The sequence below is a fragment of the Rhodococcus sp. p52 genome (genome assembly GCF_000763325.2).
Classification (GTDB): domain Bacteria; phylum Actinomycetota; class Actinomycetes; order Mycobacteriales; family Mycobacteriaceae; genus Rhodococcus; species Rhodococcus pyridinivorans.
Genome location: NZ_CP016819.1, coordinates 4,591,971 through 4,613,185, shown reverse-complemented (window position 1 = coordinate 4,613,185; position 21,215 = coordinate 4,591,971). Strand labels below are relative to the sequence as shown.

Sequence of the window (21,215 nt, the reverse complement as noted above, 5' to 3'; positions counted from 1 at the left end):
CGCATCTCGAACAGCTTCCAGGACATCACCCGCGCCGCCCAGCGTGCAGGGCAGGCCGCCCAGGCCGTTGAGATCAACGACCAGCTCGAGCGCGAGGCCCGGCGTATTGCCGACCAGATCCAGGAGCTCGAGCGCAACGCCCAGCGCGCCGACCAATCCGTCGACGACATCGTCATGAACTCCAACCTCCTCACGGAGGCGCGGCGGGCAGCGGACGAGATCGAGCAGATCCGCGCAGCCGCACGCCAGGCCGCGGGCGCGATGGACGATATCGAACTCGGCAACCGCCTGCAGGAGGATTTGCGGGCCGCGCAGAACGAACTCGATGACCTCTACCGGCAGGCAGGGCAGGGCGGCGGCCCCGCAGGCGAGCAGGGCGGCAGCAACTTCCTGTCCGGGTTCTCCGACGCCATCGGCAACCTCGGCTCCAAGGCAGGCCCGATCGCAGGCTCACTCATCGGTGTCGCCGCCATCGGCCTCGCTGCCGGTGCCGCGCTCGCCGGGGCGATCAAAGACGGCATGGAAGCCGAACTGCAGCGCGACCTCTTCCAGGCCCAGACTGGCGTCACTACCGCCCAGGCCCGCAAGTTCGCGCAGGCCGCGGGTGAGGCGTACGCCAACGTGTTCGGCGAGTCCGTCGAGCAGAACCTCGACACCGCCCGCCTCGCTATGCAGAACGGGCTCCTCGACCCGGGTGCCACGCAGCGCGACGCCGAGCAGATGATCCAGTCCCTCGACGGCGTGGCGACCATCCTCGGCGAGGACATCCCGCAGGTGGCCCGCGCGGCCGGCAACGCCGTCAAGTCCGGGTTCGCGACCGACGTGAACGACGCCTTCGACCTCATGGTCAAGGGTGCACACATCGGCCTGAACGCCTCCGAAGACCTGATGGACACCATCATCGAGTACTCGGTGCAGTTCGAGAAGGTCGGCCTCACGGGCGCGCAGGCGTTCGGGCTCATGAGTCAGGCAGTGCAGGCGGGGGCGCGCGACACCGACACCGCAGCAGACGCGATCAAGGAGTTCGCGATCCGTGCGATCGACGGATCGACGGCCGCGGCGGATGCCTACCAGGCACTCGGGTTCAACGCCGAAGAGATGTCGGCGCGAGTCGGCCAGGGCGGCGAAGAAGGCGCCGCCGCGATGGAAGAGCTCCTGACGCGCATCCGTGAGACCGAGGACCCCCTCGTTCGTAACGCGGTCGCCGTCGGCCTGTTCGGAACCAAAGCCGAGGACCTCGGCAACGCGATGAATGAACTCGACCTCACCACCGCGGTGCAGGCGATGAACGACTACGAGGGCGCCGCCAAGCGGGCCATCGATGTCATGGGCAACAATGCCTCCACCTCGGTCGAGGGCGCTATGCGCGCCATCTCCCTCGCCGCCGACGGACTCAAGGCATCGCTCGCGGAAGCCTTCGGCCCCTACATCCAGCAGTTCGCCGACACCATCTCCAACAATCGGGCCGGTGTCATCCAGTTCTTCATCGACATCGGAAACACCGCCTTCGATGCAGCGGAGAAGGTCCTGCAGTTCGTCTCCGGTGGTATGCGTGGGCTCGGCGAGTTCGCCCAGGCGGGCTCGCAGATGTCCGCCTCGTTCCTCGAATCCCTCGCTGGGATGGTCGCCGGACTCGATGCCTTCATGGGCCCGTTCGACGAACTCATCCCCGGAATGCCGGACTTCGGGGACATGGCGGGCGATATCGCGAAGTTCGCCGACACCGCCCGCAGTGGTGGGACGTCGATCTCCGAGGCGATGAACGCCGGCGCCGACGCCATCGACAACAAACTCATCCCCGCACTCGGAGTCGGGCAGGAACGGTTCAACGAGTTCGCCGGGAATATGAAGCTCTCGGCCGCCTTCAACGACGAAATCCAGAAGGTGAACAACTCGATCGCTTCGGTGGGCGTCACTGCCGACGGCACGCAGATCAAGATTCAGGGCTGGACGGGCTCGCTCGACCAGGCGAATTGGGCGCAGAAGCAGATGCACGACACTCTGTCGGCGCTCCCCGCTGCGTTCGAGGCGCAGAACCGCACCGGCCTCGAGGCGGGGGCCACCGTCGAGGAGCTCACCCGGCAGTACGCCGCGAACCGGGACCAGTTGATCCAGCAGGCCATGCAGATGGGCCTGACCAACAAGGAAGCCGTGGCGCTGATCAACAGCTACGGCCTCGTTCCGGATCTGGTCAATACGCAGATCAGCCAGCCGGGGATGCCCGAAGCGCAGTACGCCCTCGACGTCCTGCATGGCAAGGTGCTCGACGTCCCGGACAGCAAGACTATCCACACGGAGGCGTTGACCCAGGACTCGATGGACAAGCTGGCAGCTCTCGGGCTGAAAGTGGAGACCCTGCCGGACGGCACGGTGCTCGTCACCGCGGACACCGACGACGGTCAGAACGCCATCGACAACTTCATCGCCCGCAACAACGGCAAGTCCGTCGACATGTACGTCGAGATCCAGGCGCGGCGTCGAGCGGGTGGTGTGGCCGATGACTTCGTCGGCCCGACGATCTACGACGCGGGCATGGCCGACGGTGGTGTCCGGCAGCGCGCGAACGGCTCCCTCGACCAGGCGCACATCGCACCCGGCCGCGGGAACGGCACCCTCACCTCCACTCCGCTCGGGCCCGTTCGGTACGCCGAAGGGGAAACCGGGTGGGAGGCGTACATCCCCGGCGCACCGTCGAAGCGCAGGCGGTCGGAGAAGATCCTCGCCGAAACTGCGAAGCGAATGGGGTTCGGGCTGCTCAAGCTCGACGACATCCTGCACATGGCGAACGGCGGCGTCGTCGAGGGGATGCAGTCGACCGTGGCTGCGAACTTCCCGGCGCTGTCGATGACCTCGGGGTACCGCAACACGAACGACCACCACGGGTCCGGGCTCGCTGCGGACTTCAGCAACGGGTCAGGGAACACCGACGAACAGCTCGCGCTCGCGAACTGGATCGCCGACAACTACCCCGATTCCCTCGAGCTGATCTACTCCGACCCTCGGTTCGACCGGAATATCAAGAACGGGCAGTTCGTCGACGGCTCGTTCTACGGCGCGGCGACGATGGCCCAGCACGAAAACCACGTCCACTGGGCACGCTCCTCGCCGCCTTCTCCGGGGGGGAGCGCGGAGGCGCAGGCACGCGCGGAACAGGAAGCCATCGATCGGGGTATCAGCACGATCGAAGGTCGCACGGGCACGTTCTCCAAGGAGGATCTGACCAGCGACCTCACGAAGGGCTCCACCTCGACCGGGGTGGCGATGTCCACGGACGGGCAGCGGGTGTTCGTCACCAACTGGCCCGACAGTCTCGGCGGCAAGACCACTGAGAAGCCGGCAGAGGAGGAGCGGCAACCGATCTGGTCGGCGTCGATTCGGGCGTTCGATCAGGGTGGTTTCCGGGACGCGCACATCGCCCCGGACGGTGCGGACCTGATCCGCTACGCGGAGAAGGGCACGGGTGGGGAGGCATACATCCCACTCTCCGCGGCGAAGCGCGGCCGGTCGGTCGGGCTGACCCGCGAGGTCGCGCACCGATTCGGGTTCGAGCTGGTGCCGATGGAGAACGGCGGACTCACCGGCTTCGGCGGGGATATCGGCGACAAGGGCTCCACCTTCGATGTGCCTCTCACTGCCGAGGGCTGGGCGAATATGTCGCCGAACAAGCGGCGGGCCACGATGTACAACCTCGCGGCCCTCGGTATCGGCGGGGCTTTCGCCATCGCCTCCGGGTTCGACGAGAACGGCGCGTTCACCGGCCAGTTCGACACCGGCGCCAACTCCCACCCCGGTTTGGAGAAGGCGTTCGGGGACTGGGCGGACCGGATCGCCGAGCAGCTCGAGGCGATCAAGAAGGCCGCCGAGAATCCCAACCCCGTCGACGTGCAGGTCGACATCGACAGTGGTTCCCGCACAGCACAGATCGAGATCACGAAGCGAGGTTTGTAGATGGCGGGGAGGCGGTACGTCCTCGAATGCTGGGACGGGCAGGTGTGGGACTTCACTGACCCCACCTGCCCGCTCTCGTTGCGCACCGATCCGACAGGTCTCGAGGGTGCCGGCTTCGCTTTCGATGACCAGAAGAACGTCGATCAGGCGGGCGTGACGATGCGCGCGCGCATGGACGAACCGAACCTCATCGGCCTCGACGTGAAGATTACCGAACCGGTCGCTCACCGACGCATCGAAACACTGCGCCGGTGGCGGCATTCCCTCGGCCGCGGTAAGCAGATCCACCGCTTCCATACCATCACGGACTTCGGTGGGGACCGCTTCCAGGACGTGCGCCTCGGAAGCAAGCTCGAGCCGCCGAATCTGACGTTGATGAAGGACGCCGGGGTGATCCTGTCCGACCCGGTGACACTGCGGTCGGACGAATCGTGGTGGCGGCGCCGCCCCGTCGTGAAGACGTTCACCCCGGCCGAGTTCGCGGGCGCGTCGATCGACTCGGACAGCGACGAGCCGGTGTGGCCGCACATCGTCATCACTGGCCCCGTCACACTGCCCACGATCGGCTGGCAAGGCGAAGCGGTGCCACTGCCGACCATCGCAGCGGGGGATCGCTGGACCATCGAGACCGACCCGGACTTCTTCCAGATCAACGACAGCGCCGGCACAGACCGGTCGTGGATCGGACGCCGCTGGTACAAGCAGATCCCCGCCGGCCGTAGGACCGTGCCGATCACCATCACCGGCACCGGCACCTCCTCGACGACGAAGGTAGAGATCACTGTGCCTCAGCTGCATTGGGCGGCCCTATGACCATCGTCTACGAGCCCGGCTATGCCCGCCCCAACACCGACGCCCCGGTCGGGTTCGACATCGAGATCGGCAACCCGATGGCGACGGCGTGGCGGCCTCTCGGTGGCTACATCGGCGCCGAGTTCGAGTGGGACTGGAACAAGCCGACCTCGGCCACGATCCGCATCAAGGGTGATCACCCGATGGCGGGGTATCTGGTCGACTGCCGGCGCAAGGTCATCCACGTCCGCACCGAACACAACGGCATCCCTTGGGATGGTCGTGTCCTGCGCGCGAACGTCAAGGGCAAGCCCGGCCGCGAGATCATCACCCTGACCTGCATCTCGAATCTGGTGTGGCTGATGTCGGGCCTGGTGTGGGTGAACAACACCCTGCCACCCGAGTTTCAGATCAACATCACGGGCAAGCAGAACGTGAAGTGGGGACCGTTCGACATGGTCTCCAAGCTGTACCTCGCCGAGGTGATGACCCGGCTACGCAAGCCCGTCTACGGCAAACTCCCGGTGCGCCGGACCGTGCCGGAGCTGCCGGACCTAGACGACATCGACACCCTCGACGACCTGCTCGACATCGCCGCCGAAGCGCTCGACGAGATGTGCGTCCTGCAGGCCCGGGCAACGCAGCTCGACGAGCTGTTCGACCAGACGGTGCAGATGCAGGAGATCGGCCTGTCCTGCCACCTGTGGTCGATCGCGGACGGCAAGCCCTCGCCGAAGGTGTTCAACACCGACACGATCGCTCAGCTGCAGTCGGTCATGGACTACACCTCCGATAACTTCCTGAACTTCACCAACCCCGGGAACATCCTCGGCCTGCAGGACCCGTCGACATGGAACAAGATGACCCGCTCCGGGTACGTCTTCGACACCCACGCCAAACGCGACATGCGGAAGATCCAATTCCGCACCGACTCGACGCAGGTGGAGTACTACGAGCGGGACGTCGCGCACGCCACCGCCCACAAAGTGCTCATCGGCGGCAAGGCACCCGAGATCATGAACCAGGTCATCGAGTGGGGCGCCAACTTCGCACTGCAGCTCCTACTCAATGCCCTGTTCCCGGGGCTGAATCTCGGAACGATTCTTGTCGGTGACCTGTTCGACGATGTGTTTTTTGCCTTCCAACAGTTCTGGGACCCCGACCTCGAGGACGACCTCGGCGAGCACGGCCTCGGCGAGAAGTTCGGGGACAACACCGCAGCCTGGTCGCTCGACGCCTGGGCGAACGGGCAATCGACGCTCAAGGAGAACTCCGGCTCCGACACCGTGAAAATCCAACTCTCGTCCGGCACCCCCGATGGTCGCGGCTACTCCATGGGCGTGGATGACGGCACCGGCCGGCGCTTCCAGGTCGGCGACATCGTCACGCTGTGGGATCGGGGCACCACGGTCGAGCAGTGGATCTCGAACGTGCGGGTGGCGGACAACGGTGAGCGGATGGTCGAGACGGTGACGCTCGGCCAGGACCGCGCGAAGGACGGGTGGGAGCGCGTGTTCGCGCACCTGCAGAACTACGCGGGCATCTTCCGCGGCATCGCCAACAGTCTCTAGGAGCACCATGGCACCCCGATATTGGCCGCTCAAACGCGGCCACATCGTCACGTCCGCATTCGGAGCCCGATGGGGCGGAATGCACTTCGGCGTCGACTTCGGATGGAACGGCGGCTCCGGTGGCCTACCCATCTACGCCGTCCAAGGCGGCACCGTCGTCAACGTCGGCCCTGCCTCTGGATTCGGGCAGTGGATCGTGATCGATCATCCGACCGCCGACGGCTCAGGCACCACGGTCTACGGGCACATCATCCCCGAAGTCCGGTACGGCCAGCGCGTCGAGGCAGGTCAGCGGATCGGGCACATCAACCCCGACTCGAACACGAACGGCGGCGTGGCCCCGCATCTGCACCTCGAGTGGCATCGGGCTGTGTGGTCACCGCCGGGTCCGAACCGACTCGACCCTCTTCCTCTCCTCGCCGGGGCGCTGTTCCCGGACGCGGCACCCCCGACGCCGGCGCCCACTGCGCAGCGTGAGGGTTACTCCGACTACGTGCGGGAAGGGTTCGCGCAACTCGTCCCACCGAAGGGAAACCGATGACCCTCTACGGCATCGACGTCAGCAATCATCAGGGCAACTTCGATTTCGCCGCGGCCAAGCGTGAAGGATTCGTGTTCGCCACCCACAAGGTCACCGAGGGCGACGGCTACCGCGACCCGTACTGGCCCCGCGCCCGCGACCAGATGCGCGAGCACTTCCCGGGCCTGTTCGGCGGATACCACTTCGCACGCAACAACATCGACCCCGACCGGCAGGCCGACGCACTACTCGCACATCTCGGCGACCCGTCGATCCCGGTGCAGCTTGACTACGAGGACACCAAGACACGGGGCTCGATCGACAACATGAAGGCCCTCATCCGGGCCATCGAGAAGCGCGGGATGCGGGTGTTCGCGAACTACCTGCCGCGCTGGTACTGGACCGGCCACATGGGCGCACCCCGACTGGACGGCACCCCGCCGATCTGGAACAGCCACTACGTGAACGGAACCGGCTACGCCTCCGTCCTCTACCCGGGCGACGGACACGCCGGATGGGCCGAGTTCCACACCGGCGCACCACCAGTCGTCCTGCTGCAGTTCTCCGAACGCGGACAGGTCGCCGGCCAGTCCATCGACGTCAACGCCTTCCGAGGCACCGAGCAAGAACTTCGCGCGCTGTTCGGCAGCGCCCAACCCAAGGGGGAACCCGTGACCGACATCGTCGAGCAAGGCGCCGGGCAGCTGCATCCACAGCCCGGCCGCCTGCGCCCGATCCAGCGTCCGCAGAACGTCAACCCGTCGACACGCCCCCCGGACGAGCCGTGGCCGTACGACGTGTGGTGCGACCTGTGGAATGAATCGGTGTGGGACGGCTACGACATTCGGCCGGAGTACGCCGACGTACCTGACGAGGTTGGCCGCTCCCTGGTGTCGCTCCTGCAGACCGTCGCGGCCCGGCAGGTCTGCGAGCGCGCACAGCTCGACCGCATCGAATCCAAGCTCGACCGACTCCTCGGGGGGGAGCAGTGAAGAACATCGTGAAGAACTACCCGGCTATCCGCCAGGTGATCTACGGCATTCTGACCATTCTCGGCGCGATCGCCGTGGGCGCCGGCCTGATCACCGAGAGCGAATCGGCCGAGTATCTCGGGTACGCCACGCTGGTGCTGACCACTCTCGGCAACTTCCTCGCCGGATTCTTCGTCGAGCGCACCTCGCCCGCGCAGGAGCAGAAGATCGAGCAGGCCGTCGAGGTCGGGTTCGAGCGTGCTGCCCAGCGCGCGCAACCGCACGTGCAGGCAGGCATCGATCACATCAACGATCTGCGGGAGCAGTACGTCGATCCGTTCATCCGGCGGTGATCCGTGCGTGAGATCAGCTGGCGCACCAGGCCCCAGCACCGAAAACTGCGTATCGCCGTCCTCCTCACCGCGGCCTGGTGCTCCCTTCTTCGCGGCATCGCCTACCTGCCCAGCACCGACGGCAACCCCATCTACCTCACCTACGTCGACTGGTGGCTCCCCATGCACGCCTGGGCTGTCCTGTGGATCACCGGCGGAATCGCCCTCGCTGGTGCCCCCGTCTACCCCCGGCTCGCGGTGCCCGCCATGTCCGTCTTCGTCGGCATGACCACCTTGTGGTCCGTCAGCTACCTCATGTCGTGGATCTTCCTGGACTCTCCGTCGTCGTGGCTGACCGGATCGACTCTCGCGGGGATGGCGGTGTTCGCCGCGATTCTCACTGCCCTCATCGAGCGCAGGGTACCGAGCCCGGAGGGGACCGAATGACATGGCAGGGGGCGGTGATCACCGGCCTGTTCGGTGTCGTCACGGCGTTCCTCACGGCGTACTTCGCGATGAAACAGCGCCGCCCCGAACAGAAGACGGCGGACTGGTCGTCGTTCACCCGCGAGATGCGGGAGTGGACCGAGGACCAGCTGCAGGAGCGGGATCGGCGGATCGAGGAGATCCGCCAAGAGCTCGAGACGGTGAAGTTGTCGCTGGCCGAGCTGCGCATCAAGTACCGGGCAGCGATCGATTACGTCCGCTACCTGGTGGGGATGTTGCGGCAGCACCGGGACCCGTCGGAGATCAATCCTCCTCCGCCTGAGATTTCCGAGGATGTGCACTGATGGAGAAACTTCCACGCCGACGCCCGTCGGGGCATACGGAGCGGACGCAGCAGACCGCCAACATCCCCGGCTTGATCATCGACTACGCGATCCAGCAGGTGAACAACTTCATCGGTGATCTGCTCGACGCCCTCGATGGCATCACGTTCGGGATCTTCAATCTCGACGCTCTCGCGGACCGATTCCGAGGTACCGAGTCCCGTCTCGAACGTGAGGTGGTGCGTCTCGACAATCGTATCGACACGCTCGCCGACGAGCTGGGCGTCGTGCAGATCGCGACGTTCGGATACTCGGGCCGCTGGTGGAAGCCTGCGGGTGCGTACGGCGACATCGTGCTCGACTGCATCGCCGGGGCGTCCGGCGGTGGCCGGTCGAACAACGGCGGCTCGGGCGGCACCTACCGCGGGGGCCTCGGTGGCTGGTCCGGCGGTTGGCAGAAGGTCATCATCCCGTACGACCAGTGCCCGCCATACATCGACATCGTCGTCGGCGAACCCGCACCGGGGGCCACGAGCGACGGCGGACACGGCACCACCGGAAAGACCACCACGTTCTACGCCCCGGACGGCACGATCCTTGCTCAGGCCACCGGGGGAAGTTCGGTGGACCGCAAATATGGTGAGGGAAACAACACGTACCGGGTGCGCGGCGGCAATGGCGGTGGATCCGGCAGTGCTGCCGATGGAACCAGTGGGTCGTCGGGATCCTTCGACCCTGGCGGTAAAGGTGGTGTGGGGTCTGGTGAAGGGGAGAATGGTGCCAGTGTCCCGGCAGGAAAAATCGGCGTCGGCTCAGGTGGGGGCGGCGGAGCGCGAGCGGATCTAACCGGCAACGGTGCCCGCGGGGGTGACGGGGGCTGGCCCTCGGGACCTGGAGGCGGTGGCGGTTCGTACGTCTCGTTCGGTTTCGCCGGCAACGGCGGGGGTGGGGCGGCGGGCGCCGGCTACATCTCCACCCGCATCAGCGACACCCGCGTCGTCCCACCCTCGGTTCCCGCCGGACTCGCCGCGACGGCGGTCACCGGCACGACGGCGACGATCACCTGGGCTCCGTCGACCGACGACTTCGGCGTCGACCAGTACGAGGTGCTCGTCAACAACGTCGTGCGCGGCTACACCGAAGCCACCAGCTTCCCGCTGACCGGCCTCACCCCATCGACGGCGTACGCGGTGAAGCTGCGCGCCGTCGACGACAACGGCAACTGGTCGGCCTTCTCGACCGTCCTGAACTTCACCACGACCGCATAGGAGAGCACTCGATGCCTACAGCACTACAGGTCGCCGACGGGCTCGGCGGATGGGCTGGGCCCGCGACCCTCTACCGCGTCGACCCGCCCATCGAGGGTAAGGATCATCTGCTGCTGTTCCATCAGCCGCCGATGTACGGGCAGGTCGGGAAGATGGTCGTGCTGCTCGCCGATGAGGACGCGCAGGTGAAGGACTCCCGCCCGACTGTGGGTTCGCACGAGACGAACGATCCGAATCATCCGTTCACATTGCAGATGGCCGGCGGGTATCGGCTCGTGCAGTCCGTCGATGAGATGGGGGCGTGATGGGCGAGCGCGTCGAGGTTGTGCCCGGCACTGTCGGGGCGGGTGGCGCTGGCGCGGCTAATCCGTATTGGTGTCTACATCTATCGGGATCGAGACCGAGCCAACCACGATGGAATATCGACCATCCTGCGGGACCTGAAAAGTCACCCGGGCGAAGAAGAATCCGGAATGTGTTCCGGTTCTGGTGATCTCCGGTATCGGGAGGTCGCCTCGCTGGACGTTCCCATCGGGCCCGTAGATCTCGATAGGCACAGACTCAGTGGCGTCACCGTCCTCTGCCTGGGTGAGAACCACCAGCATGGGCATGATCACGGGTGAGTGTTCAGGGCTGGGCCTGGTGAAGGACGTGAGTACTCCGCCCCAGACGTAAAGCTTTCCGTCGGCCGCAGTCGCATCGTCGGCGAGGAACGCGCCAGTCACTATCATCGATTTATCGACTCCTCAGTAGTCGGTCATACCCCCGGAGAGTGGCTGCTCTCGCGGGGGGTTCGCATTTCAGGAGGCTACATGCTCACTCCGTCAATACACGGAGGCTCGTGATGACGCGCATTACCGGCACGGTCGTCGACATCTCCGGCCGCAACGCCGACGGCATCCTTACCGTCTCCGCGCCCGCCCTCCGGCACAGCGCAGACGGCAAGGTCGTCGACCGCATCCGTGTCGACATCGGAATCTCGGGCGGCGCCATCGCCACCCACAGTCTTGATCCTGGCCCCGCGAAGCTCGTGCTCGACACCGGCGGCGGGTGGCAGGAGTTCGAGGTCGTCATCCCGGACGTCGCCACGATCGACTTGTACGACCTCGTCTCGCAGTACGTCGCCTACGACCCGCCGGTCGTATCCGAGGTTGCCGAGTTGGTGCGTCGCGCCGAGGAGGCCGCCGACCGCGCCGAGCAGGGCGGCGGCACTGGGGGTGGTGGCATCTTCCTCGACGCCGACGGCGTGCCCTACTTCGACACCACCGCGACCGGTGGCGGATCTATCGCTCTGGACGTCGACGGCGTCCCCTACGTGACGGGAGTCTGATCCATGACATCACCAGGTACTCGGCCGGCGTCACAGCGCCTGGTCACCGAGGAGACGGTCGACGACCACATCACACGGGTCGGGAACGCCACTTATGCCCCGGTAGATGCGGTCGATTCCAAGGTCGACAAGACCACGAGCAACGTCCGCCTTTACGGCACCGACGGGCTCGGAAACCAGGCCACGGTCGGCTACGGCACACCCGCGAACGCGAACACCATCGCCTACCGCACCACCAACGGACGGCTCAAGGTCGGCGCCCCGACCGACGCCGACGACGCGACCACGAAGGCATACGTCGATGCGCTGGGCGGAGGGGGCGGAGCAAGCTCGCTCGGTGAGCTATCTGTCGCATCGGCGCCGATCCCCGCGCCGTACGGTCCGCCGATCACCATTACCGAGGCAGCGGCGTCGACGACCAGCATCACCGACGGCGTGCTCACCGCGCGCGACAATCCCCTGTTCCGCTACGTCGGACTGAACAATCGTGGCGACACCGGATCGCACTACTACTTCGCTCGTCTCACAGGCTCCCCGGCCGGCACCGCCTCGAATCCGTGGCTGGTGATGTTCGACTACGAGGGCTCCGAGTTCGAGATCAAGGCATGGACCGCCAGCTCTCCGCGTGGCGAATACCGACTGTGGATCGACGGGCAGCCGACCACTCCGATGCTCACGGCGCTCGGGGCTTCGGGTGCGTGGGCGATCAAGGTGAGAATGCCGAATGCGCAGCGACGGCGCATCGTCCTTGAGGTCGACTCGGGTTTCAACTTCGGTGGCATCTGGACCCCTCCCGGTGCGACACTCTCGGCGTCCTCGGTTCCGGTGGGGGCGAAGAAGCTCGCCGTCCTCGGGGACTCGCTTGTCTGGGGCGCGGGCATCGTCGCATCCGGGCAGCAGGCGCTCGGGTTCGCCTTCCAGCTCGGGCGGCTGCTCGGCTGGGATGTGACGAACTTGGGCATCGGCGGTACCGGTTGGGCGACCGACGTGACCACCGGGGTCACCGCAGTGCGGTTCTCGCAGCGCCTCGCCGATCTCTACACGGCCGCTCCCGATGTGGTGCTCATCCCTGGATCACAGAACGACAAGGCTGCGGCAGCTGGTGCGATCAACACCGAGGTTTCCGCGTCGATCGCGGCGATCAAGACGAACCTTCCCAATGCGAAGATCGTCCTCGCGTCCACGCTGTTCCCTGCCACTCCGACCACGGCACGTGGCGGGTTCGACACGGCCCGGCGTGCAGTGATGGACGCGGAGGTCAAGAGTGCGGTCGACGCCACCACGGGCGTGTCGTACATCGACGCTTCCGGCTGGTTCACTGGCACTGGCCGGGTAGGTACCCCGGACGGGGGTAATGCGGATTGGTTCCGTACGGCGCTGGACTGGGCGCACCCGTCGGCGGAAGGGCACACCTACCTGGCACGTCGATTCGCTGCCGAACTGAAGCGAATCGTCGGCTAGCGGTTCGACCTCTGGTCGAGCAGTCGGTACATGTGGAACGGGTGGCTGCATCCGCAGGCTTCACCCCATCCGCTCGGACCCTCGACGCCCTCTGCGCACGCTGATGCGATGTGACGTTGGTAGAAGGGTCCGAGCAGGGGGATGCGGGATAGCCACGCGGGGGGAGGTTTCCCCGGCAGGTGTCCGCAGCGCGGGCACCTGGTGGAGTTGATCATGCAGTCTGTATCGCGTAAACAGACTGGTCGTTACGGGTCTTTGGTCCCCTGTTTACCTTCCTGGCATCGGGATGCCTCCAGGAAAGTTGAGCAACAGGATGACGAGGCCGACGAAGAGGCCGCCAGCGAGACCGATGAGAACTTCCTTCTGCCATTCCTTCACGTCGGACATTCTGGCGTAGTGGTGATCTTGGCGCAGAGTTTCCCGACCCGCCCGTAACGCATCCCTATGTGCGCCCCACGCCTGAACGGTGGGGCGCCTTTTCATGCCCCTCCGAGAGGAGGTGATCGCCCCCATGTGGCGATACATCCGCACCGCGCTCTTCGGCGAGGTGCTGTCCATGCTCGACCAAATCAGGAGGCTCACCATGAGCAACCAGGAACGCATCAACCGAATCGCCGACCAGCTCGACAAGGCCCACGGCGAAATCGTCGGAGGCATCGAGGACCTGAAGGCTCAGGTCGAACGCGGCGAGGAGCTCGACTTCTCCCGCCTCGAAGCCGGTGCCCAGGCCCTCGACGACCTGCACGCCGACGCCGAACCGGAACCGGAGCCCCCGGACGACCCAGCCGAGCCCGGACCGGCGCCGGCTCCCGAGCCGACCGACCCCGGTGGCGTCGAGGACGACACCGACCCCGCGGCCTGACGCAACAGAACAGCCCCGCCTCGATCCGGAGGCGGGGCTGTTCGTCGTTCCTATGGAAGGCGCGCGGGCGGTGCTTCCCGGGACCTTGGCCCCCACCGCCCGCGCGCCATCCACGGTACTCAGTGCACGATGCCCGCGCGATGTACCGGATACGTACCGGTAATTCGCGACACCGGTCGGAACGACCGGACGCGACGCGGAACTACATGGAATTGCCCGCTCGGAAAGTGACAACCCCACACCGAACCACTTGCCACTAGCCGACGTTGCCGGACCGTAGAAGCCCTCGCGAGGCGGCGGAGGACCCGGGTTCGATTCCCGGCAGCTCCACCATCGACCCGGGTAGGTGATCGACCATCGATCACCTACCCGGGTTTCTTGTTGTCCGGGTGAGCCTGATCGGCAGCTTCGGGAAACGGCAGTGCCCGCCGTCGAGACTCAGAGGGTGAGTGTTCTCGACGACGGGCACGGTCGCTGTCGGTCCCGGAGACGTCGGAGACGGCGCCGAAACAGCGAGAGCGAAACGAAGAAATGTCCTCCCCGGCATCGTCTTCATTTCGTTCACTGAAGTTAGCCCACCTAATTGTGAACGCCAATACTACTTTCGGGTCAGAAACTCTGGTCCCATGGCCGTGATGACCTTTTCGTCAGTATCCGTACCGACGCGCGGATCGGGGTACTCATCCCGCGCGTGCCGCGGATCGGCGGCAAGATGAGAACACCACCATCGACGAGGAGAGCACATGGCGCACGAACGAGCGGGACAGCCGGCCACCGCGGCGGATCTCGAAGATCTCGCACACCTTGTCACCGCCTACTACACCGTGCAACCGGATCCCGAGAACGCCTCGCAGCAGGTGGCTTTCGGCACGTCCGGTCATCGCGGCTCGAGCCTCGACGGTGCGTTCAACGAAGCCCACATCCTCGCGACCACCCAGGCCATCGTCGAATACCGCGCCCAGCAGGGCACTTCGGGCCCGCTGTTCTTCGGCCGCGACACGCACGCCCTGTCCGAACCGGCCTGGACGAGCGCGCTCGAAGTGCTCGTCGCGAACGGCGTCGAAGTGGTCGTCGACTCCCGCGACCGCTACACCCCGACTCCGGCCGTCAGTCACGCGATCCTGCAGCACAATTCCGGCTCCGGTGCCCGCGCCGACGGGATCGTCGTCACCCCCTCGCACAATCCTCCGCGCGACGGTGGCTTCAAGTACAACCCCCCGTCGGGTGGTCCGGCCGACAGCGACGCGACGTCGGTCATCGCCGCTCGCGCCAACGAACTGCTCGCCGCCGGACTCGACGGGGTGAAGCGGGTGCCGCTCTCGTCGGCGCTCGCGTCCGCCGGACGACACGACTTCCTCGCCGCCTACATCGACGATCTGCCGAACATCGTCGATCTCGACGTCGTCCGTGCTGCCGGGGTACGGATCGGCGCCGACCCGATGGGCGGTGCGAGCGTCGACTACTGGGGCGAGATCGCCGAACGGCACGCCCTTGACCTCACCGTCGTCAATCCGCTCGTCGACGCCACCTGGCGGTTCATGACGCTCGACACCGACGGGAAGATCCGCATGGACTGCTCGTCGCCGAACGCCATGGCATCGCTGATCGGCAACCGCGAGGCCTACGACCTCGCGACCGGCAACGACGCCGACGCCGACCGGCACGGCATCGTCACCCCCGACGCCGGTCTGCTCAATCCGAACCACTATCTCGCCGTCGCGATCGACTACCTGTTCCGCAATCGCCCCGGTTGGGCGGAGTCGAGCAAGGTGGGCAAGACGCTCGTGAGTTCGTCGATGATCGACCGGGTCGCCGCCGGCCTCGGCCGCGACCTGCTCGAGGTGCCGGTGGGCTTCAAATGGTTCGTTCCCGGGCTGAGCGACGGTTCGCTGGGCTTCGGCGGGGAGGAGAGCGCCGGTGCGTCCTTCCTCCGGCGCGACGGCGCGGTGTGGACCACCGACAAGGACGGCATCGTCCTCGCCCTGCTCGCGGCGGAGATCACCGCGGTGACGGAGAAGAGCCCGTCCCGCTACTATGCCGAACTCGTCGATCGGTACGGCGACCCCGCTTACGCGCGCGTGGACGCCCCGGCGACGCGCGAGCAGAAGGCGGTGCTGTCGAAACTGTCGTCCGAGCAGGTCGGCGCCACCGAGCTCGCCGGCGAACCGATCACCGCGACGCTCACTGCGGCACCCGGCAACGGTGCCGCGATCGGTGGCCTGAAGGTCACCACCGAGAACGCGTGGTTCGCCGCCCGCCCGTCCGGCACCGAGGACGTCTACAAGATCTACGCCGAATCGTTCCGCGGCCCCGACCATCTCGCCGAGGTCCAGCAGGCGGCACGCGAACTCGTCTCGTCCGTCCTGTCCTGAGCCCGCTCGCCCACCGCGCGACCGGGCGAGGTCGTGCGCCTCGCTAACATCGTGGGCATCATGCGGACACGTGATGCGGCTTTGCCGCGGGAAATCTGGGTTCTGGTCGTCGCGAGTTTCGTGATCGCGCTCGGCTTCGGTCTCGTCGCTCCCGCGCTGCCCCAATTCGCGCGAAGCTTCGACGTCGGTGTGACGGCGGCGACGGTCGTCGTGTCGTCGTTCGCGGCGATGCGACTGCTCTTCGCACCCGCGAGCGGGTCGCTGGTGCAGAAGTTGGGGGAGCGGCCCGTCTACATCACGGGCCTGCTCATCGTCGCCCTGTCGACGGGCGCGTGCGCATTCGCGGCGAGCTACTGGCAGCTGCTCGTCTTCCGGGCCCTCGGCGGCATCGGGTCGACGATGTTCACGGTGTCGGCGCTCGGTCTGCTCGTGCGGATCGCGCCCCCGGACGCCCGCGGGCGTGTGTCCGGCCTGTACGCGACCAGCTTCCTCATGGGCAACATCCTCGGCCCGCTCTTCGGCGGTGCCCTTATCGGACTGGGGCTGCGCGCACCCTTTCTCATCTACGCCGTGGCGCTGCTCGTCGCGGCCTCGGTCGTGGGGATCAGCCTGCGCTCGTCGGAACTCGCCCGTCCCGACAGTGGGGACGGCGTGCCCGTCATGCGCCTGCGCGACGCGCTGCGCTCGCCGGTCTACCGCGCGGCGCTGGGATCGAACTTCGCCAACGGCTGGGTGGTGTTCGGGGTCCGCGTGGCGATGGTGCCTCTGTTCGTCGTCGAGGCGCTCGACGAGGGTGAGGCGTTCGCGGGTGTCGCGCTGACCGCCTTCGCGGTGGGCAACGCACTCGTCCTCATCAAGTCGGGCAAGCTGTCCGACCGGTTCGGGCGGCGACCCTTCGTCCTGGCCGGTCTGGTGGTGTGCGGGGTCAGCACGATCGCCATGGGATTCACCGAGAGCGTCGTCTGGTTCCTCATCACCTCGTTCGTGGCGGGGATGGGGTCCGGGCTGTCGAATCCCTCGCAGCAGGCCGCCGTCGCCGACGTCGTGGGCAGCAAGGCCCGGGGCGGGCCGGTGCTCGCGACCTTCCAGATGGTCGCCGATGTCGGCGCGGTGATCGGTCCGGTCGCCGCAGGCTTCCTCGCGGACCGGTTGTCCTACTCGACGGCCTTCGCGGTCACGGGTGTGATCATGCTAGCGGCGACGCTGCCGTGGTTCGTCGTCGGACGCCCCCGGGTCGTCGAGCAGGCGACACAGGTGACCGACGACACGGCGCGGTGAGACGACCGCCCGGTATTGTCGCCGGCATGTGGGTCGGTCTCGTCTCCACGCTCGCCCGATACGGTCTGGCGGCGGTGTGGCTCGTCTCCGGTTGGGTGAAGTTCTCGGATCCGACGCAGACCGTCGTGGCGGTACGGGCGTACCAGATTTTGCCCGCCGGCTGGGTGCGGCCGTTCGCCGCCGCCTTCCCCGTTCTCGAACTGGCCCTGGGCCTGGTCCTGCTCGTCGGTCTCGCGACGCGCTTCGCAGCGCTCGTCAGCGCCTTGGGGCTGGTCGCGCTCGTCGCCGCGATCGCCTCGGCGTGGGCGCGCGGCCTGTCGATCGATTGTGGCTGCTTCGGGGGAGGAGGTGTGGTCGAGGGCGTCGACGGCCGCGACTACGCGATCGAGATCGCCCGCGACGTCGGCTTCCTGGCGATGTCGATATGGCTGGTCGTCCGGCCGCGCACCTGGTTCGCGCTCGGTCCGGGTTCATGTGCTTCCCTCTCAGCGGCCCCTCAGCCGTCGATGGCAGAGTGAGATCGTCCTTCCCCACCGACGAGCAGTAGAGGGCAGCATCCGTGAGCGCGAAGAAGGTCTCATCCGGCAAGTACACACCGCAGCCGACGTCGAACAGGGTCACCTACATTCTCGGCGGCATCGCGATCCTGGTGATCGGTGCGCTCGTCATCGGTGGTGTCCTGTGGTCGTCGGGCAGCGGCGATCCCCGCAACGATGGTTACGGCTCCGTGCAGAACGGCGCGGTGGAAGTGTCGATCGAGGACGACGGCGCAATCCTGCTGGGCCGCCCCGACGCCCCACGGACCGTCGACCTGTTCGAGGACCCGCTGTGCCCCTACTGCGCCGAACTCGAACACAAGCACTCGCAGGAGCTCGCCCAGGCGATCGACGACGGCCAACTGGCGATCCGGTACCGGATGCTCGCTTTCCTCGACCGGGCGTCGAGCAGCGGCGACTACTCGACCCGCGCGGTGGCGGCGGCGCAGTGCGTCGCCGAGAGCGGCGATGCCCGCGCGTTCTCCGCATTCCACGACGCCCTGCTGTCGCCCGACAACCAACCGGCCGAGGGTGGCGACGGTGACATCGACAACGCGGGTCTCGCGCAGATGGCGCGCGACGCGGGTGCCTCCGAGGACGTCGCGCAGTGCATCACCGACGGCGCCCGGATCGATCAGGCCTCGGCCGACGCGGAGGCGGGACGCCGTCTGCTCGCGACGACCGGAGCGGCCGGCACGCCGGCTGTCGTGTACGAGGGGACCGTTATCGACGCCCTCGGCGACGAGAACTGGGTGACCGAACTCGTCGGATAGACGGAGCGGTGGCGGGAGCTGCGCACGGTGCGTGCTCCCGCCACAGTCACGCTGTCTACCAGCCGATTTGTTGGCGTCGAGCGCGATGGTGTAGTTTTCTTTCAGCGCGAAGGGGTCAACCGGAGCGCAACGGTACAACCGAATACGGGGCTATGGCGCAGCTGGTAGCGCACCACACTGGCAGTGTGGGGGTCAGGGGTTCGAGTCCCCTTAGCTCCACAAGATCGCTACAGGCGAGAGTTCACGCTCTCGCCTGTAGTCTTCGGTGGCGGTCCCCGTCAGGGCCGTGCAAGGGGCTATGGCGCAGCTGGTAGCGCACCACACTGGCAGTGTGGGGGTCAGGGGTTCGAGTCCCCTTAGCTCCACGTAAGTTGAGAAAATCGAAACCTGCCCCGCCTGAGTGCGGGGCAGGCTCGTTTCTGCGGTCACCGGCTCGGGGATGTCGGTGTTGACGTGATCCGGGTCGGCCTGACACGCCGAGCAGCGAGCTTGGCGGAAGGATCGACCATGACGGAAACACTGGAGCCCATGGCGGACGAGGTGAACCAGCTGGAGTTGGCGCAGCAACTACTGGCCCAGGCCGAGGAACAAGGCGTCTAACTGATGGGCCCGAACGGACTGCTCGGGCAGTTGACGAAGACCGTGCTCGAAACCGCACTCGACGCTGAGGAACGAGCCGACGAGAGTGTCGACGCGGTCGAGGTTCAGCCCGGCGACGAATTCGTCAAACGGGTGCAGGGCATCAGCGAGGATCACCCCGTGTCATACCTGAGTTCCACAAGTTGACGTCGTTTCTAGCCAATTCGTTAGGATCGCTGCAGGTCACGAGTTCGAGCATGTGGCGCGCGGGTCACTAATCGAGCGGAGTATGGAGGTGGTGGATCTGTACGTGGTGCAGTCCAAGACCGCCTCCGGGGCCATCGGCGTGCAGATGTGGGAGAAGATCCGCGGTCGGCGCCAGATGATCGCGCACATCGGCTCGGCCCACACGCCCGGCGAGCTTGCGGCATTGATCGAGATTGCTAACCAACGAATCAACGCTAACCAGCACGAACTCGATCTCGGGCTGGAGGATCGAGCCTCGGCGGTGGTCCGAGGTGAGATAGTTTTGAGCCACCCACCGGATGGCTCTCGGGCATCAGAAGTTACCGTTGGATACAGTTCACTTGGCCCCCCGAAACCATAACCGAGAGATTCAAAAACGAGGCAAGCCAGACGTTTAGCCGATCAAAGATAAAGTGATACAGCAATGCCAACCACATTGACAGTTGATAACGAAACAGTCGAAGCTCTTGTCGAGAAACTCGCCAACGACCGCTATTTTCTCGCCGAGTATCCCGCAGACCACGCTGCCTTTATCCTCTTTTACGAGTCAAACACAATAAAACTCCTTGCCGCCGCTTATGGGCCTCAGCGTGAGGATAACGTCGGCGACATCCACCCCAAGACGTTTGGGATTCTAAAAGCGGTAGTCAACAACACTTGGCTCGACAACCGGGAAGACCAACCCGGCGAACCTGTCGCAGGGGTGATCCAGTGCGACCTCGAGGCGAAGTCCGCAACCGTGACCTACCACCTCGGCAACGAAGCCGAGGCCTGGCGCTTCAACGATGACAACTCCATGGAGCTTCGAGCCGCGCTGGCCCCCTGACCCGACCCCCACTGAGAGGACTTGGCAATGCCCGCTCCCCAGACGACTGACCCGACAGCGCTGCTCGGCCGGTGGGAATTGACCGGCTTCTCCGAACAGGACGCCGGACACCGCTCGGGCAGCTACGCGATCATCTTCCGCGACCGTTCGCTCTACACCCCGGAAACCATCTCCCCCGCCGGAGGCGAAACGCTCGAGATCACCGACTCCGACGGCGAGGTCCACTTCTCGATGCGAGGCGGCGCCAAGGTCCCCTGGACCTCCGCCGAGAAGGAGCAGGGCGTCCTGACCGACTCGATCGAGGACCAGGACGGACGCATCGTCAGCAGCGTGGCGCCATACCTCCGCATGGAGCGACTCGTGGACGGCACCTGGGTGAGCAAGTACTCCGACAGCGACCTCGACATGAACAGCAACCTGTTCACCGACGGCCCCGACCTCATCCTGATGGTCACCACCATCGTCGACGAACTCTACGTCACCAAATACTTCTACCGCTTCTCCCCAGCCTGAGCATTCCGTGCGACCATTACAGGCTCTTCCCAGATGACGGTGTAGGTCGGCCGGGCGCGTCGGTCCGCAGATAGACGTCGAGGTCTCCCGACGATGGAGGTTCCTACGCCATCCATCCGAAAGACCTCGACGTGTCCGACGCTACCCCGCCGGCCGGCTTCGGCCGCGCTGACCGCCTTCGCGGCTCATCCCAATCGACCCTGATCGGGTCTGCTGACCCCCTCGACGAGAACGTAGCGACACCACAGCCACCCGACCCCGACCGTC

The 21,215-nt window shown here is 66.1% G+C and carries 20 protein-coding genes, 2 tRNA genes and 2 pseudogenes; 23 read left to right on the top strand and 1 reads right to left on the bottom strand.

The window, feature by feature from the left end:
• Nucleotides 1-174 precede the first annotated feature (174 nt).
• The 10 genes from IM25_RS21315 to IM25_RS21270 are packed head-to-tail and all read left to right on the top strand — an operon-like array spanning nt 175 to nt 10,477.
• Entirely contained in the window at nt 175-3,948 is a 3,774-nt protein-coding gene (locus tag IM25_RS21315) for a phage tail tape measure protein (RefSeq protein ID WP_065996380.1), read from the top strand.
• On the top strand, nt 3,949-4,761 hold the full coding sequence (locus tag IM25_RS21310; protein WP_033097146.1) for a hypothetical protein: 813 nt from the start codon (nt 3,949-3,951) through the stop codon (nt 4,759-4,761).
• On the top strand, nt 4,758-6,311 hold the full coding sequence (locus IM25_RS21305) for a Gp37-like protein (RefSeq protein ID WP_033097147.1): 1,554 nt from the start codon (nt 4,758-4,760) through the stop codon (nt 6,309-6,311). The genes IM25_RS21310 and IM25_RS21305 overlap by 4 nt, the downstream gene beginning before the upstream one ends.
• A gap of 7 nt (nt 6,312-6,318) precedes the next feature.
• Entirely contained in the window at nt 6,319-6,852 is a 534-nt protein-coding gene (locus IM25_RS21300; protein WP_052040044.1) for a M23 family metallopeptidase, read from the top strand.
• Nucleotides 6,849-7,823: a glycoside hydrolase family 25 protein gene (locus tag IM25_RS21295; RefSeq protein WP_065996379.1), complete on the top strand. Its 975-nt coding sequence runs from the start codon at nt 6,849-6,851 to the stop codon at nt 7,821-7,823. The genes IM25_RS21300 and IM25_RS21295 overlap by 4 nt, the downstream gene beginning before the upstream one ends.
• The gene (locus IM25_RS21290; RefSeq protein WP_033097150.1) at nt 7,820-8,155 is read left to right on the top strand and encodes a hypothetical protein; all 336 of its coding nucleotides are present in this window, start codon (nt 7,820-7,822) and stop codon (nt 8,153-8,155) included. Before IM25_RS21295 ends, IM25_RS21290 begins: the two co-directional genes overlap by 4 nt.
• A 3-nt stretch (nt 8,156-8,158) precedes the next feature.
• Nucleotides 8,159-8,581: a hypothetical protein gene (locus IM25_RS21285; RefSeq protein WP_065996378.1), complete on the top strand. Its 423-nt coding sequence runs from the start codon at nt 8,159-8,161 to the stop codon at nt 8,579-8,581.
• The gene (locus IM25_RS21280; protein WP_065996372.1) at nt 8,578-8,925 is read left to right on the top strand and encodes a hypothetical protein; all 348 of its coding nucleotides are present in this window, start codon (nt 8,578-8,580) and stop codon (nt 8,923-8,925) included. Before IM25_RS21285 ends, IM25_RS21280 begins: the two co-directional genes overlap by 4 nt.
• A complete protein-coding gene (locus tag IM25_RS21275; RefSeq protein ID WP_065996370.1) occupies nt 8,925-10,172 on the top strand; it encodes a fibronectin type III domain-containing protein in 1,248 nt (415 codons plus the stop codon). The genes IM25_RS21280 and IM25_RS21275 overlap by 1 nt, the downstream gene beginning before the upstream one ends.
• A gap of 11 nt (nt 10,173-10,183) precedes the next feature.
• Nucleotides 10,184-10,477 carry a hypothetical protein gene (locus tag IM25_RS21270; RefSeq protein WP_033097154.1) on the top strand — a complete coding sequence of 98 codons (294 nt, stop codon included), beginning with the start codon at nt 10,184-10,186 and terminating at the stop codon, nt 10,475-10,477.
• A 57-nt stretch (nt 10,478-10,534) separates the two neighbouring features.
• Here the strand turns inward: IM25_RS21270 and IM25_RS21265 are convergent, their stop codons facing one another.
• On the bottom strand, nt 10,535-10,903 hold the full coding sequence (locus tag IM25_RS21265) for a hypothetical protein (protein WP_033097155.1): 369 nt from the start codon (nt 10,901-10,903) through the stop codon (nt 10,535-10,537).
• A 113-nt stretch (nt 10,904-11,016) separates the two neighbouring features.
• Here IM25_RS21265 and IM25_RS21260 point away from each other — a divergent pair, with 113 nt between their 5' ends.
• The 13 genes and pseudogenes from IM25_RS21260 to IM25_RS21195 all read left to right on the top strand — a co-directional run bounded on the left by IM25_RS21260 (nt 11,017) and on the right by IM25_RS21195 (nt 20,948).
• On the top strand, nt 11,017-11,502 hold the full coding sequence (locus IM25_RS21260) for a hypothetical protein (protein WP_033097156.1): 486 nt from the start codon (nt 11,017-11,019) through the stop codon (nt 11,500-11,502).
• Between the two features lie 3 nt (nt 11,503-11,505).
• Nucleotides 11,506-12,963, top strand: coding sequence for an SGNH/GDSL hydrolase family protein (locus IM25_RS21255; protein WP_033097157.1), 1,458 nt, complete (start codon nt 11,506-11,508; stop codon nt 12,961-12,963).
• Between the two features lie 511 nt (nt 12,964-13,474).
• Nucleotides 13,475-13,825, top strand: coding sequence for a hypothetical protein (locus IM25_RS21250; RefSeq protein WP_157126972.1), 351 nt, complete (start codon nt 13,475-13,477; stop codon nt 13,823-13,825).
• Between the two features lie 743 nt (nt 13,826-14,568).
• Nucleotides 14,569-16,197, top strand: a complete 1,629-nt coding sequence (gene pgm / locus IM25_RS21245) for a phosphoglucomutase (alpha-D-glucose-1,6-bisphosphate-dependent) (protein ID WP_033097159.1) — start codon at nt 14,569-14,571, stop codon at nt 16,195-16,197.
• Nucleotides 16,198-16,257: 60 nt separating this feature from the next.
• The gene (locus IM25_RS21240) at nt 16,258-17,475 is read left to right on the top strand and encodes an MFS transporter (RefSeq protein ID WP_033097228.1); all 1,218 of its coding nucleotides are present in this window, start codon (nt 16,258-16,260) and stop codon (nt 17,473-17,475) included.
• A 26-nt stretch (nt 17,476-17,501) separates the two neighbouring features.
• On the top strand, nt 17,502-17,993 hold the full coding sequence (locus IM25_RS21235; RefSeq protein ID WP_006550358.1) for a MauE/DoxX family redox-associated membrane protein: 492 nt from the start codon (nt 17,502-17,504) through the stop codon (nt 17,991-17,993).
• A 41-nt stretch (nt 17,994-18,034) separates the two neighbouring features.
• Complete coding sequence (locus IM25_RS21230; RefSeq protein ID WP_006550359.1) at nt 18,035-18,784, top strand: DsbA family protein; 750 nt, start codon at nt 18,035-18,037, stop codon at nt 18,782-18,784.
• Nucleotides 18,785-18,930: 146 nt separating this feature from the next.
• A tRNA-Ala gene (locus IM25_RS21225) sits at nt 18,931-19,003 on the top strand.
• Between the two features lie 73 nt (nt 19,004-19,076).
• Nucleotides 19,077-19,149 (top strand) — tRNA-Ala (locus tag IM25_RS21220).
• Nucleotides 19,150-19,312: 163 nt separating this feature from the next.
• Nucleotides 19,313-19,453 (top strand): annotated as a pseudogene (locus IM25_RS27065) (IS256 family transposase); the annotation flags it as partial.
• 220 nt (nt 19,454-19,673) lie between these two features.
• Nucleotides 19,674-19,877 (top strand): annotated as a pseudogene (locus tag IM25_RS21205) (IS1634 family transposase); the annotation flags it as partial.
• A 156-nt stretch (nt 19,878-20,033) separates the two neighbouring features.
• Nucleotides 20,034-20,435 carry a hypothetical protein gene (locus IM25_RS21200; RefSeq protein ID WP_006550362.1) on the top strand — a complete coding sequence of 134 codons (402 nt, stop codon included), beginning with the start codon at nt 20,034-20,036 and terminating at the stop codon, nt 20,433-20,435.
• A gap of 27 nt (nt 20,436-20,462) precedes the next feature.
• Complete coding sequence (locus IM25_RS21195; protein WP_033097161.1) at nt 20,463-20,948, top strand: hypothetical protein; 486 nt, start codon at nt 20,463-20,465, stop codon at nt 20,946-20,948.
• Nucleotides 20,949-21,215 lie beyond the last annotated feature (267 nt).

Excerpts from the sequence above, each read along its gene's own strand:
- IM25_RS21200 (WP_006550362.1), top strand. The coding sequence starts at position 20,034 with ATGCCAACCACATTGACAGTTGATAACGAAACAGTCGAAGCTCTTGTC.
- IM25_RS21270 (WP_033097154.1), top strand. The coding sequence starts at position 10,184 with ATGCCTACAGCACTACAGGTCGCCGACGGGCTCGGCGGATGGGCTGGG.
- IM25_RS21260 (WP_033097156.1), top strand. The coding sequence starts at position 11,017 with ATGACGCGCATTACCGGCACGGTCGTCGACATCTCCGGCCGCAACGCC.
- IM25_RS21295 (WP_065996379.1), top strand. The coding sequence starts at position 6,849 with ATGACCCTCTACGGCATCGACGTCAGCAATCATCAGGGCAACTTCGAT.
- IM25_RS21275 (WP_065996370.1), top strand. The coding sequence starts at position 8,925 with ATGGAGAAACTTCCACGCCGACGCCCGTCGGGGCATACGGAGCGGACG.
- IM25_RS21240 (WP_033097228.1), top strand. The coding sequence starts at position 16,258 with ATGCGGACACGTGATGCGGCTTTGCCGCGGGAAATCTGGGTTCTGGTC.
- IM25_RS21250 (WP_157126972.1), top strand. The coding sequence starts at position 13,475 with ATGTGGCGATACATCCGCACCGCGCTCTTCGGCGAGGTGCTGTCCATG.
- IM25_RS21235 (WP_006550358.1), top strand. The coding sequence starts at position 17,502 with ATGTGGGTCGGTCTCGTCTCCACGCTCGCCCGATACGGTCTGGCGGCG.
- IM25_RS21305 (WP_033097147.1), top strand. The coding sequence starts at position 4,758 with ATGACCATCGTCTACGAGCCCGGCTATGCCCGCCCCAACACCGACGCC.
- IM25_RS21255 (WP_033097157.1), top strand. The coding sequence starts at position 11,506 with ATGACATCACCAGGTACTCGGCCGGCGTCACAGCGCCTGGTCACCGAG.
- IM25_RS21280 (WP_065996372.1), top strand. The coding sequence starts at position 8,578 with ATGACATGGCAGGGGGCGGTGATCACCGGCCTGTTCGGTGTCGTCACG.
- IM25_RS21310 (WP_033097146.1), top strand. The coding sequence starts at position 3,949 with ATGGCGGGGAGGCGGTACGTCCTCGAATGCTGGGACGGGCAGGTGTGG.
- IM25_RS21265 (WP_033097155.1), bottom strand. The coding sequence starts at position 10,903 with ATGATAGTGACTGGCGCGTTCCTCGCCGACGATGCGACTGCGGCCGAC.
- IM25_RS21315 (WP_065996380.1), top strand. The coding sequence starts at position 175 with ATGAACTCCAACCTCCTCACGGAGGCGCGGCGGGCAGCGGACGAGATC.
- pgm (WP_033097159.1), top strand. The coding sequence starts at position 14,569 with ATGGCGCACGAACGAGCGGGACAGCCGGCCACCGCGGCGGATCTCGAA.
- IM25_RS21195 (WP_033097161.1), top strand. The coding sequence starts at position 20,463 with ATGCCCGCTCCCCAGACGACTGACCCGACAGCGCTGCTCGGCCGGTGG.
- IM25_RS21300 (WP_052040044.1), top strand. The coding sequence starts at position 6,319 with ATGGCACCCCGATATTGGCCGCTCAAACGCGGCCACATCGTCACGTCC.